The 12,737-nt window shown below is 45.9% G+C and carries 10 protein-coding genes; 8 read left to right on the top strand and 2 right to left on the bottom strand.

From position 1 onward, the window contains the following. Positions 1-93: 93 nt before the first annotated feature. The 4 genes from BS617_RS09055 (at position 94) to BS617_RS09040 (ending at position 3,427) form a co-directional block, all read left to right on the top strand. Positions 94-939, top strand: coding sequence for a 5-deoxy-glucuronate isomerase (locus BS617_RS09055; RefSeq protein WP_075172502.1), 846 nt, complete (start codon positions 94-96; stop codon positions 937-939). A gap of 12 nt (positions 940-951) precedes the next feature. After that, a complete protein-coding gene (locus tag BS617_RS09050) occupies positions 952-1,782 on the top strand; it encodes a class II fructose-bisphosphate aldolase (RefSeq protein ID WP_075172501.1) in 831 nt (276 codons plus the stop codon). Between the two features lie 133 nt (positions 1,783-1,915). After that, positions 1,916-2,335: a thermonuclease family protein gene (locus tag BS617_RS09045; RefSeq protein WP_075172500.1), complete on the top strand. Its 420-nt coding sequence runs from the start codon at positions 1,916-1,918 to the stop codon at positions 2,333-2,335. 219 nt (positions 2,336-2,554) lie between these two features. Then, a complete protein-coding gene (locus BS617_RS09040) occupies positions 2,555-3,427 on the top strand; it encodes an ABC transporter substrate-binding protein (protein ID WP_170870337.1) in 873 nt (290 codons plus the stop codon). Positions 3,428-3,534: 107 nt separating this feature from the next. On the opposite strand, the gene BS617_RS09035 is transcribed toward BS617_RS09040, so the two are convergent. Next, positions 3,535-5,514, bottom strand: a complete 1,980-nt coding sequence (locus BS617_RS09035) for a ligand-gated channel protein (RefSeq protein ID WP_075172498.1) — start codon at positions 5,512-5,514, stop codon at positions 3,535-3,537. A gap of 115 nt (positions 5,515-5,629) precedes the next feature. Here BS617_RS09035 and BS617_RS09030 point away from each other — a divergent pair, with 115 nt between their 5' ends. The 4 genes from BS617_RS09030 (at position 5,630) to BS617_RS09015 (ending at position 12,529) form a co-directional block, all read left to right on the top strand. Continuing rightward, positions 5,630-6,535, top strand: coding sequence for a LysR family transcriptional regulator (locus tag BS617_RS09030; protein WP_075172497.1), 906 nt, complete (start codon positions 5,630-5,632; stop codon positions 6,533-6,535). A gap of 197 nt (positions 6,536-6,732) precedes the next feature. Continuing rightward, positions 6,733-8,166, top strand: coding sequence for an efflux transporter outer membrane subunit (locus BS617_RS09025; protein ID WP_075173512.1), 1,434 nt, complete (start codon positions 6,733-6,735; stop codon positions 8,164-8,166). Then, positions 8,163-9,401: an efflux RND transporter periplasmic adaptor subunit gene (locus BS617_RS09020; protein WP_075172496.1), complete on the top strand. Its 1,239-nt coding sequence runs from the start codon at positions 8,163-8,165 to the stop codon at positions 9,399-9,401. Before BS617_RS09025 ends, BS617_RS09020 begins: the two co-directional genes overlap by 4 nt. Next, positions 9,398-12,529 carry an efflux RND transporter permease subunit gene (locus BS617_RS09015; RefSeq protein ID WP_075172495.1) on the top strand — a complete coding sequence of 1,044 codons (3,132 nt, stop codon included), beginning with the start codon at positions 9,398-9,400 and terminating at the stop codon, positions 12,527-12,529. The genes BS617_RS09020 and BS617_RS09015 overlap by 4 nt, the downstream gene beginning before the upstream one ends. 16 nt (positions 12,530-12,545) lie before the next feature. Here the strand turns inward: BS617_RS09015 and BS617_RS18260 are convergent, their stop codons facing one another. Next, positions 12,546-12,683 carry a hypothetical protein gene (locus BS617_RS18260; RefSeq protein WP_170870336.1) on the bottom strand — a complete coding sequence of 46 codons (138 nt, stop codon included), beginning with the start codon at positions 12,681-12,683 and terminating at the stop codon, positions 12,546-12,548. Positions 12,684-12,737: the final 54 nt, after the last annotated feature.

The following is a 12,737-nucleotide window of genomic DNA, read 5'->3' as shown; positions in this document are numbered from 1 at the left end:
TGACCAGAGCAGGGTGCAGGTCGCGTATTACGTAGTCATTAGGCTAACAGCACCCCGCTTTTATTGATAAAAATTTTGAGTGAGACACACATTATGGGCAAACATATTCCAGCTTATGACAACAAGAATGAACCAATTATTGATGTAAACGACGACACAACGCCGCTTATCTATTTTAACCAAGTGTTTTTAGAAAAAGGTGAATCGTACCAATACCAACTCGACGGCTATGAAACAGCCGTGGTGTTAGCGGGTGGCACCTGTTCGATCAGCGTAGATGATAAGGTCTTTACCGATATCGGTAGGCGCAAAAACGTGTGGGATGGTAATCCGGCAGCGGTGTACGCACCTTTAGGTGCTTCGGTAACGGTTACCTGCACGTCTGAGAATGCGGATGTAATGATTGCGGGCGGTCGCTATGAAGAGGCACTAGAGGCGTTTGAGGTAAAACCAGAAGACAGTGATCAAGTTCAATACGGTAGTGATGATACAAAAACGCATCGCAAAATTAAGCATATATTAGGGCAAAAAAATGCCGACAAACGTGGCCGCTTGTTAGTCAGTGAGCTGTTTACGGTGGGGGCTGGTGGTTGGTCGGGTTTCCCCGCCCACAAGCATGATACGGAACGAGGCACTGATGAAACACGATACGAAGAGGTTTACCAATTTAGGTTTAACCCAGACCAAGGCTTTGGTGCTCAGTTTTTGTATGAGCACGAAGATGATTTAGGGCCTGTTTATCATATTAAAAACCGCAGTGTTATCGCGATTGATAAAGGGTATCACCCCTGTGTCGCAGCACCGGGTTATGAAATGTACTACTTCACCATTATTGTGGGTGAGCATTCTAAATCACTGATTCAACACTTTGATCCGCACCATGAGTATCAGGTTCATACCATACCCGGTATCAAGGACATGATTAAAAAATTTAAATAGGGGGGTGTTGGAATGCTAGTCACGCTAAATGATATTTTGCCCGCAGCCGCTAATTCTGATTATGCCATACCCTGCTGTAATGTATTTGGATATGAGGAAGGGCGCGCTATTGTAGAAGCGGCTGAGTCGTTAAACAGTCCTATAATTTTAGCGGCGAATAAAGACATGGTCGATTTTATGGGGGTGGAGGCGTTAGCTAAAATGCTGTTGTCTTTAGCGAACGCGAGTTCCACCCAGGTTTGTGTGCATTTAGATCATACCTACGAAGAAGAGATCGTTTATAAAGCGATGCATCATGGCTTTTCGTCGGTCATGTTTGATGGGTCACAATTACCGCTAGAGGAAAACATAAAACGAACTAAGCAAGTAGCTCAGGTCGCTCATGCGTTAGGGGTGAGTATAGAAGGGGAGATTGGCTCTGTTGCTTACAAAGAAGGCAGAGATCATATTAAATCGATCAATACCTCACCGGACGATGCTTACCGCTATGCGAGTGAGAGCGACCTTGATGCGATGGCAATTGCTATCGGAAACGTACACCGGTTGACGACGCCTGATTCGGTTATTGATTATACTTTGCTCAATGCGATCACCGAGAAAGTCACGCATGTTCCTTTGGTGATTCATGGCACTACCGGTATTAAAGAAGACGATATTAAAAAACTTAAAAAAACACGAGTATCCAAATTTAACATTGGAACCTCACTACGTATGGCGATGGGATCAAATTTGAGGCGTCTAATGAACGAAGAGCCTAACAAGTTTGATAAATTGTATTTTATGCAAAAAGCGATGCCGTATGTCCAAGCTGAAGCGCAACGTATTATTCAGCTACTGCGATAATAGCACTATCCTCTTTTAGGGCCTTTGGGCCCTTTTTTTGTGGCTGTTAAACACGCAAGGTGTATTTTTCCTCATATTTTTTATTAAGACTAAACAGAGTAAACTGAGCCAAATTTTTTAAGGTTATGTATCCATGTCACTCACGCTTGCACTCGCTATGGTCGTCGCTATTGTTGATGGCGACTCTATTAAAGTTACGGATAAACAACAGAACCAATATGATGTTCGCTTGGCGTATATTGATGCGCCAGAGTTGAGCCAGCCTTATGGTGAAATGTCTAAAGAAATTCTAGGCAGTATGATTACTAACGAGCGTGTGACATTGCGTTGCCCAACACAAGATGCATCAGGCGAGTGGGTGTGCATTGTATGGAAAGAAGGCTACGACACCAGCCGCCGGATGATTAATAAAGGCGGTGCTTGGGTTGATCCAACCTCAGATGCTGGCGCCGCTTGGTATCGTGATGAGCAAAAAGCCCGTAAAGCTAAGAAAGGGCTTTGGTCACTCCCTGAAGAACAGCGTGTTTTGTGGTCATGGAAGCCTACAAAATAGCTTAATTCGTATGTCTACATCGGGGCGCGCTCGGCGTCTCGATAGCGTCTTCGCTTCAACGGTTCACATGTTTGTCCGTTGCGTGTATTGCAACATATCGTCCCGTCCTAGTTCACGAAATTGTATTCCCAAAATGAGATAATGATAATTATTATCAAATAAGATAATGAATCAATTATTCTATAGATGGATACGTAGGTAACGGTGAAAATGATAAATATGCGTAAAATTATGGCTGCAGGCGCGTTATTGGCGGCTACTCAGTTGACTGTTGCTGATCAATTACCCACCACTGTAGCGGTGTTTGATCATGGAAGCTTAGACACTTTAACGGCGCTTGGGTTACAAGCATCCGTAGTGGGAGTGCCAAAACAGGGTCTGCCTGATTATCTAGAACAGTATAACAATGTTCAGTACACCGATTTAGGTGGATTGAAAGATCCTGATTTAGAGGCATTAACACGAATAAAACCTTCCTACATTCTTATTACTGGGCGTCAAGCGGCTAAAAAAGCAGATTTAGAGGCTATCAGTGAGGTTAAACAGATAGATGTGTCTGGAGAGAACTATTGGGATGCATTCAGGAACAATGTGAAGTCTGTGGCCGCTTTGTTTGATAGCGAAACGTTTGATGCCCAGAAAGAGTCGGAAGCGGCCTTAGAACAACTGCAAAAATATATATTGGCGCAAAAAAGTGGAATTAAAGATAACCCAAGTGTTTTAGTGGTAACGCATAATAAAGGCTCGTTTGGGTTACGTAATGAGCCAGTTATTACCCAGTTACTCGGTTTGAGTGTGCCTGCGTTGCCTGCCGATGTTAAATCTAAGACACGAGGTACGCGTACCTTTACCCCGCTCACTTTAGAAAACATGGTAGAGATGGGACCGGATGCCCTTTATATAATTGATAGAAGTGCTGCTATCGGAAATACGGGTGAGGCTCTAAACATTAACCAGTTCACTGGTCAATTATCAGAGAAGGGCGGGACTTCAATTAACGTGGTCTACTTAACCCCTAAGCTCTGGTATCTATCAGGTAATGGTTTGCAAAGCGTAAGGCTGCAAGTTAAGGAGGTAACCGACGCTTTATGAGTTATAGCGAATAATCTTGTAACAAAAACCTCTCTTTGAATCAAAGAGAGGTTTTTGTGTTTAACGAGTGGCGTTGCTAATGCAATTTGAGAAGGGATAAAAAGCCATTAAAAAGAGTAATTGAGCGCAAATGTATAGCGCCGCCCGTCTGCTACATAGCCATATTCATCATATATAATTTCCTCGTTAAATAGGTTGTATACACCGGCCTTGAGGGTGAAAGCGGGTGTTAACTGGTAGGCTAAGCCGGTATCGACCATTGTGCTGGATGGCGCGACAATTGCGCTGGTAGATGGGCCTGTATTGGGTTGGCTTTCTTTGCCGCGGTAGGTGATACGCGCCCATGAATTTAGCTTGTCACTGTTTTGCCAATCGACTCCTGCGCTGAAAAGGTGTTTTGGTAACTGTGTAAGAGGTTCGCCTTTATATTCGCCTGTTTTCTGCTCTGAATAGGTGTAGGTATAACTCGCGTTTGCATTGATAGTACGCGTGAGCGCGCGGCTAACGCTGGCTTCTACACCGCGGGTTATGGCTTCGTCTACGTTAATTCGATAAGTGGGGTCGGAACCAAATGAGTTGGGCCCATCAGTACAAATAGTGGAAGGGCAAGCAACACGAGTAATCTTGTCTTTAAACTCGTTATGGAAGATCGTTATTGAGGCGTTAAGCTGATTCGCGCCGCTGTAGTTTAAGCTTACCTCTTTGCTGACCGACGTTTCGGGTTTTAGATCTGGGTTGCCGTATACATCACCCCCACGACTGGTTTGTCCCCAATCTGCCGTTACTTCGCGAAGACTCGGGGAGCGGAAGCCGCCCGATATACCCCCTTTGAGAATTAAGTCGGGTGTCATTTGCCAAACAGCATAGATGCGCGGGCTAACATGGCTGCCATAATTCTCATTATGGTCTAATCGAGCGCCCCCGGTGATACTGAGTTCATCAGTAGCGTACCACTCGTCTTCTGCGAAAATAGCCCACTGTGTGGTTTCGATTTGGGTGCGGTCAGAAATTTGGTTAGAGTTTTGGTCGTTGAGTTCTGCATGTTCATAATTGACACCTAGCGATAACGTTTGAGTGTTTAATGGAACAACTAACGTACTTTTAGCCGATGTATTTGTGATACTGATATCTCTACCTTTGTTAGTGGTTTTTTCGCGTTGGACAAAGGTGTCTGTTGTACCTAATTCCCAGCGTCCTGTATGCGATAACGCGACATGCTCTTGCGTTGTTTTTGTATCTGAATCGGTGCAGCCACCTCGGCAGCCTTCACTTGCGGCTGTTCTACCCATCAAGGAAACACGATGCTGGTTTGTGCGGCCTGCTTCTACTGTAAAATCATGATCGGCTGTCGGTGTAAATGTGAGTTTTGCGGTTAGGCTATTGAGGTCCTTGTCTTCGTAGCCATTTAATATGTTGTCTTCTTTGCGGCTATAGTTACGACCATAAAGCTGCAAGCCTAGTGTGTCTTGCATTAGGGGGCCTGTTACGTTGAAGCTCGTTTGATGATAGTTACCTGAATCATCATGGGTTTGGAATGTCATTTCTTGCTGAATGCTGCCTGCCCATTCTGTTTGTGTTTTACGGGTAATAATGTTGATGACACCGCCTATGGCATCCGAGCCATACAGAGTGGACATGGGACCTTTAACGACCTCGATGCGTTCGATTGCATCTAGCGGTGGGAGCCAGTCGGTTTCGTAACCAGCGTTACCGTTAGGGCGGCTCTCTCGGCTTGCGACGCGCTTACCATCTACCAAAATGAGAGTGTAGTTGGCCGGCATGCCTCGTAAGCTAATATCTACTCCACCATCGCCAGCTCCACCACCGGTGACAATTACGCCAGGGACATTACGTAATGCATCCGTTAAATCTGTATAGGATTTAGATTCAATATCGTCGCGACTAATAACACTGATGGACGCAGGTGCGCTTGCGGCTTGTTGTTCGTAACCTGTTGCGGTTACAACGAGCTGATCTAAGTTTGTGGCATCTTCTGCAATAGCTACTGAAGAAGCTATAGCCATACTAATACCTAAAAAAATTCCTGTCCGCTTAAGTTTGTACTCAACACCTGTAGCAATGCTCATAAAGTCTCCATGTTGTAAAATATATAAAGCATCTAAATGATAATAGTTCGCATTAATATTTGACACGGTGTAGACTTGAACGTTGCGTTCCGTTTTCTAAAACTTGAGGTGTGGTATGTTCGATCTGAAAGAGCTGGAAGCTTTTTCATCAGTGATGCAATCAGGCAGTTTGACGCAAAGTGCTAAGCTATTAAATCTTCCTAAGTCGACGCTGAGTCGCCGTATCCATCAGCTTGAAAAGGGGCTTGATCAAGCTTTATTACGTCGCGAGTCTAACCGTTTATTGCCGACTGAAGCGGGGTTACTCTTTCACGATTATTCCCAAGGCATTCTCAACCTTGCTTGCCAGGGACGAACCGCGTTAGAAGAGCTATGTCATGAGGTTTCAGGGGAGTTAAACCTGTATTGTCATGATGCACTGTTGCGTTCTTGGTTTGGCCCGACTGTCACTGCCTATTTATCCGAATATACTGGGGTCAACATTTCGCTTCAGGCGTACAGTAAAGATATTGATCCTGAAATGAATAATGCGATTGGTATATGTGTAGGAGAGGAGCCTGTCACAAGCTTACGTACCGAACTAATAGGCACTTTAAGACAAGGTGTCTATGCTCAGCCTCAGTATTTATCCCGCTGCGGTCGTCCACAGCATCCACGAGATTTAAAGGGGCATAAATGGGTTAATTTGATGGGCAACCCTGACAAGGTGATTAGGTTTTCAAGCAAGGAGCTTGGGGAATATGATATCGAAATGCCGACCTCTCGCCTAAAAGTAGATCGCTTTGTACTTCAAAGTGATGCCATCGTTAAAGGTACAGGCTTAGGTTTGTTGCCACATTGGTTAGTCAAAGCGCGGTTACGTCATCACCCGGGCTCGCTCGAATTATGTATGACTCAATGGTCTGGCCCCGATCTTAATGTTTATATTCTTTATCCTTTTGGACAAAAGTCGAAACGCGTTCGTAGTTTTATTGATTACGTACGTCGAGCGGTGCCGGCACAATGGCAGATTGATGGCTGATAGCTTGTAAATCCCCGCTAGTTTTCTATCTCGCTTGTAAAGAAATGTAAAATAAGCATTTTTTTATTTAAGATTTCATCAAATAAGGTGATATTAGGAGCCTCTACCTGAGTGCTCGTGGCGAGCATATTGTATCAACAAGGAAAACTAGTTACGTGTTAAGTCCCCCTTGTCTACTTAAACAACCCAGCCTAACAATGATTAAACGGGTTTGGCCTGCTGTAATAGCAAGCCTGCTAGTTGGGTGTGCAGCTCCTCAGCCTTTATCGATTCAGCCTGATGCCATCGCACCTGAGCAATGGTCCTCAGCACAAGGCATGCAGCTTGATGCACACGATAGTGCCAAAGGTCTTGATGCCGAGGCGCAGATGGCTAATTTCTTTGGGCTGCATACCCCTCAGTTACTGACGTTAGTTCAAGAAGCGTTAGCGCATAGTCATACGCTGGCATCGGCCCGGGAGAAAATGCTGCAGTCAGAGCTAGCGTTGCGTATCGCTAAAGCTGATCGTTTTCCAACGGTGGGGCTTACGTCAGGTATAGATCGTGTGGAGGACAGTGGTAACACCGTGTCTTTAAGTGCTAACGCGAGTTGGTCAGTTGATATTTGGGGGGAGCTCAGTGCCTCGCAGAAGCAAGCTCAGCTTGAGTATGCAGCGGCGGTTGCGACTTTTAATCAAGAGCAAATAACGCTGATTGCGGATGTTTACCGTCAATGGTTTCAGCTTCAAGAAGCTCAGTTATTAGTCGATTTACTAACAGAGCGCTCACAAAGTCTCCAGTCTGATTTGGAAGTCATCGAATCAGGTTATCTAAACGGCCTCTATGAAGCACTGGATTTGTATTTAGCTAGAAATGACGCAAACGCTCAAGTCGCCGCCTTGGCAGAGCAAGAGCAGGTGTTAAAAGAGACTCAGCGCTCGTTGGAGCAGTTGCTTGGGCGCTATCCTGATGCGGCTATTGGTGCGGACGAAGCTTTACCGTTGATTCCTATGATGTCGGATGTGCCTTTACCGGCGAGTATTATTAAACAAAGACCGGATTTGCAGGCCAGTTGGTTAACCTTGTTAGCAACAGATCAAGCACTTGCTGCAGCTCACCGTGCACGCTTCCCTAGTTTAACGTTGACGGGCAGTTATGGTGGTAGCAGTGATGCTTTATCGAATTTGGTGGGCAGTAATCTAGCGTGGAGTGTGGGAGCGTCATTAGCGGCTACCATTTTTGATGCGGGCCAACGTGAAGCGAACCAGTCAATTAAAGCTTCTCAACGCCGAGAGCAAGAGCAGGTCTATCTTGATGCGGTTTATACAGCGTTTACTGAAGTAGAAAATGCCCTGACGGCAGAAAGCTCGCTGCGCAAGCAATACACCCTGTACTTAGAGGCTCAGGACAATGCAAAACAGGCGGAGAGTTTGTCTTTTGAGCGCTACCAGCGAGGGCTTGAGGACTACAATACCGTTTTAGAAGCGCAGCGGCGCTCACTTGATGCACAGACCAATATTTTGTCTTTAAGGCGTGCATTGTTACAGAATCGGGTTGATCTCATGGTGGCTTTAGGTGGCCAGCTTGATCCGTCATTGACCGTAGAGCACACCCCCGTTAACACTTCGCAAGTGGAGATTCCTCACTCATGATCAGGCGTATCATACCTGTTTTATTAATTGTTGTTGCTGGGGTTGCTAGCTACGTTATTTTAAATAATCCACCACAGCTTGGGCGAGGAGCTCCGCAACGGGTAGCCAGTTTGAGCATTGATGTCGACACAATAAGCGCTAAGCCTTACTCCGTTACTATTGATAGCTACGGTAAGCTACAGCCCCGCACTGAGGGTGAGCTGTTGGCTCAAGTTTCAGGTCAAGTTGTTTGGGTGAACCCTGCATTTAGAGCCGGTGGTTTTTTTGAAGAAGGTGATGAGCTGCTTCGCATCGACGACCGCGATTATCAAGCGGAGTTGGCGACGCAAGAAGCCACACTAATGACAGCCTATCAAACATTAAGTGAAGAAAAAGCACGCAGTGCGCAAGCAAAAGCAGACTGGAAGCGCTTAGGCAATGGTGGAAAAATTCCAGATTTAGTGGCGCGGGCGCCTCAAGTGAAAGCAGCCGAAGCAACGGTGGCTTCGGCTAAAGCCGCCGTTGCTCAAGCTAAATTAAACCTTGAGCGCACACACATTCGTGCGCCTTATGCTGGTCGAGTATTGAGCAAATCTGTAGCGCTAGGGCAAATAATAACGACAAGTACCTCATTAGCCACTTTATATGCTGTTGATGTAATTGAAGTACGCCTGCCGTTACAAGCCAGAGATTTGGCCTACATCGACTTGCCAGAGCGCTATCGATTTAATGATAAAGTGGCGGACAATTTACCGAGCGTCACTTTGATTTCTACTTTGGTTAATAAGGAGGAATGGAAGGGGGAGGTTGTTATGACCGAAGGTGCAATCGATGAAGATAGCCGCCAATTGTACGTGATTGCCCAGATTACAGATCCCTACGGCGAAGGTAATGAAGACAAGACCCCGTTAAAAATTGGCCAGTATGTACAAGCAAAGATTCAAGGAAAGACGCTTGAGCGCGCCATCGTCATTCCTAACCGGGTTATTTATCAAGGTACCTATGTCTATGTATTTGAAAACGATGCAGTGACGCGCCGGGAAGTCAGTATCGCATGGCAAAATGAACAAGAAGCTATTATTGCCTCGGGTTTGGTTGAAGGCGACACCATTGTGACGACGGCATTGGGCCAAGTGATATCCGGGACTCCCGCTCAGTTAAGGTCGCAAGAACAGGAAGGTGCACGGCCCAACAAAACCGGTGGTAGACCTGAGGCGCGGAGTGCTGTGCCCGTTACCGGAGGGCAGGCGCAATGATTGCTTGGTTTGCGCGCAACCATGTAGCGGCCAACCTATTGATGGTATCGATTGTCCTTGCGGGCTTAATGTCGCTTAATTTTCGTATCCCATTAGAAATATTCCCAAGCTTCGAATCAGATACCATTAGTGTAAGTGTGAGTCTCAATGGGGCTACCCCCGAAGATGCAGAACTAAGCTTAGCCACACGTATAGAAGATGCCGTATCTGATCTAGAAGGGGTTAAAGAATTAAGCAGTCGCTCTGTTGAAGGGGGGACTACCGTCACTATTGAGGCAGAAAAAGGGTATGACGCTCGGGAGCTATTAGCGGATGTTAAAGCTCGTGTAGATGAAATTAACTCTTTTCCTGATGATGCCGAAAAACCCGTTGTCGCGCTAGCCACAAGGGTGCGGGAAGTGATCAGTGTGGCTTTGTCTTCGGATAACCTGACTGAAAAAGAACTCAGGTCCTATGCCGAAAAAGTACGTGATGATCTATTACGTTTACCTAATATTACCCAGGTTGAATTGGACGGTGTGCGAGATTACGAAATATCCGTAGAAATCGCGCAGGATAATTTACGAGAATACAACCTCACGTTGTCCGAGGTGGCCGATAAAATAGCCAATAGCTCACTGGACTTGTCTGCGGGTAGTTTGGATACGGATGGCGGAGAAATTTTAATACGCTCTAAAGGCCAAGCGTACAACCGCGACCAGTTTGAATCGATGGTCATAAAGAACAATGCTGACGGCAGTGTGCTGTATTTGCGTGACATTGCCACGGTCAATGATGGATTCGAAGAAAGTGCAATGCGCAGCCGGTTTAACGGCTCTTTGTCAGCTATGATCGATGTTTACCGAGTTGGTCAGCAAAGTGCGATTACGGTTGCTGATGAAGTTAAAGATTATGTGTCAGAGCAACAGGCATTGTTACCCAACGGTTTAAAAATGTCGTTTTGGGATGATGATTCCGAAATTGTTAAAAGCCGATTAGAAACGCTAATCGTTAACGCCTGTCAGGGTGGGGTGCTTGTACTTTTATTGCTCACGCTTTTCTTGCGGCCCTCCATCGCTTTCTGGGTGTTTATTGGCATCCCTGTTAGTTTTATGGGCGCTTTTTTGGTGATGCCTTTGTTTGGCATTACGTTAAATATTATCTCCTTATTTGGTTTTATATTGGTACTCGGTTTGGTTGTGGACGATGCCATCGTGACCGGAGAAAATGTATATACGCACCTAAAAACGTCAGAAAGCGGCCTAGAAGCCGCTATACGAGGTACTCAGGAAGTTTCGGTGCCTGTTACCTTTGGTATCTTAACAACCATAGCGGCCTTTTTACCGATCGCGTTTGTGGAAGGGGATCGAGGCCCCATTTTTGCGCAGCTACCTTTTATTGTGATCCCTGTTCTGTTGTTTTCGTTAATCGAATCTAAGTGGGTTCTGCCTGCTCACTTAAAACATGTACGTATTCGTAAACATCAATCTGAAGGCCGCTTCGCACGTTTTCAGCGCCGCTTTGCGGACGGGTTTGAGTCCTTTATTCTCCGTTATTATCACCCTTTGTTAGCTGTGGCTTTGAAAAATCGCCTAACAACTCTGATGTTGTTTATTGCTGTGCTCATGTTATCGCTGGCTATGATTTTTAGCGGTTGGACTCGCTTTGTTTTTTTCCCGCGGGTTCAAAGTGACACGGCAGTGGCTACACTCACAATGCCGGCGGGGACACCTTTTGAAGTGACTGACCGTGTCGTGGTTAAAATGGTAGAAGCGGCCCGTAAGTTAAAAGCGGATTACAGTGATGAAGAAACAGGTGAAAGTGTCGTACAAAATATATTTTCAGCGAGTGGACGCGGTGGCAGTGCTGAAAACGGCATGGTGCGTTTTGAACTAACACCAGCAGAGGATCGTGATCCGGCATTGACCACGACACGTTTAGTGCAAGAATGGCGGCAAATGATAGGAACAGTGCCTGGGGCTGAATCTTTAACCTATAGAGCGGAGCTTGGTCGCGGGGGCGACCCTGTTGACATCCGCATGAGCTCTAGCAATGTGGCTGATTTATCGGCCATGGCAGATCAGGTAAAAGCTCACTTAAAAACCTACCCCACGCTATTTGAAATAGTCGACAACCTCTCAGATGGTAAGGAAGAACTACAAGTAGAGTTGACTCAACAAGCATACGCGCTGGGGCTTACGCGCGGCGATATCATTCGCCAAGTGCGTCAAAATTTCTTTGGCATTGAAGTTCAGCGTGTACAGCGAGGCAGTGATGAAGTGAGCGTGTATGTTCGTCTGCCTAAAGATGAACGACAAGCGATCAGCAACTTACGTAATATACAAATCGAAACTGATGCGGGCTTTGTGCCGCTCAATGAAGTGGCCTATCTTGTGCCGTCCCGCGGGGCTTCAGCTATTTATCGGATTAATCAGCAGCGCACTGTCAGTGTGACGGCGGATTTAGATAAAACGACGACTAATACGACGGTTTTGCAGCGTAACTTAGCTGAATTTATGGACGGGCTAGTATCTCAATATCCTGGTTCAAGTTATACCTTGGAAGGTGAAGCCCGAGAGCAGCAGGAATCGTTCTCGTCACTGATAATTGGGTTGGTTTTTGTGTTCTTTGCCATTTATGCCTTGCTGGCTATTCCCTTTAAATCTTACGCTCAGCCATTAATTGTCATGTCGGTGATCCCCTTTGGCGCTATCGGAGCCTTGGCCGGACATTGGCTAATGGGGATGGATTTAACCATTATGAGCCTGTTGGGATTGTTGGCGCTGGTGGGGGTTATTGTTAATGATAGTCTTGTGCTAGTGGAGTACTCAAACCGGCGTCAGCAGGAGCTTAGTAAAACAATGTCGGCTTTTGAGGCTGTTGAAGAAGCAGTGAAAACGGCTGGCGTTGCTCGTTTTCGTCCTGTTGCTCTAACGTCGATGACGACATTTTTAGGGCTAATGCCGCTCTTGTTTGAGAAAGCCGTGCAGGCGCAGTTCTTAATTCCTATGGCCGTATCTTTAGGTTTTGGAATTTTGTTTGGTACGTTAATTACTTTGATTATGGTTCCTGTCAACATCATGCTGTTAGAGGACGCTAAACGCTTTTTTCGTAAGCCGCTAGAAGAGCAAGTGACCGTCAGCAGCTAGCCACAAAAAAAGCCAGTTAGGCAGCACGCGCTAACTGGCTTTTAACACATTTATCCATTGTCCACATCAGTATTACGATAAATACGCCTAGCCGTAATGAGAGTAAAGAGTACTGCAGCCTGTTTTGGGTTTCTGTTGATACTGCGTGCGACATTCTGGGGTTCCTTATCGATGAAGGTTAGTTTAGTGTAAGTAAACTAAGACGCTT

It is taken from the genome of Neptunomonas phycophila (genome assembly GCF_001922575.1).
Classification (GTDB): Bacteria; Pseudomonadota; Gammaproteobacteria; order Pseudomonadales; family Balneatricaceae; genus Neptunomonas; species Neptunomonas phycophila.
This window is presented reverse-complemented; position numbering and strand designations above follow the sequence as displayed.

Bases quoted from the DNA above. Each gene is read 5' to 3' on its own strand.
- BS617_RS09020 (WP_075172496.1), top strand. From the start codon at position 8,163: ATGATCAGGCGTATCATACCTGTTTTATTAATTGTTGTTGCTGGGGTT.
- BS617_RS09030 (WP_075172497.1), top strand. From the start codon at position 5,630: ATGTTCGATCTGAAAGAGCTGGAAGCTTTTTCATCAGTGATGCAATCA.
- BS617_RS09050 (WP_075172501.1), top strand. From the start codon at position 952: ATGCTAGTCACGCTAAATGATATTTTGCCCGCAGCCGCTAATTCTGAT.
- BS617_RS18260 (WP_170870336.1), bottom strand. From the start codon at position 12,683: ATGTCGCACGCAGTATCAACAGAAACCCAAAACAGGCTGCAGTACTCT.
- BS617_RS09025 (WP_075173512.1), top strand. From the start codon at position 6,733: ATGATTAAACGGGTTTGGCCTGCTGTAATAGCAAGCCTGCTAGTTGGG.
- BS617_RS09035 (WP_075172498.1), bottom strand. From the start codon at position 5,514: ATGAGCATTGCTACAGGTGTTGAGTACAAACTTAAGCGGACAGGAATT.
- BS617_RS09055 (WP_075172502.1), top strand. From the start codon at position 94: ATGGGCAAACATATTCCAGCTTATGACAACAAGAATGAACCAATTATT.
- BS617_RS09045 (WP_075172500.1), top strand. From the start codon at position 1,916: ATGTCACTCACGCTTGCACTCGCTATGGTCGTCGCTATTGTTGATGGC.
- BS617_RS09040 (WP_170870337.1), top strand. From the start codon at position 2,555: ATGCGTAAAATTATGGCTGCAGGCGCGTTATTGGCGGCTACTCAGTTG.
- BS617_RS09015 (WP_075172495.1), top strand. From the start codon at position 9,398: ATGATTGCTTGGTTTGCGCGCAACCATGTAGCGGCCAACCTATTGATG.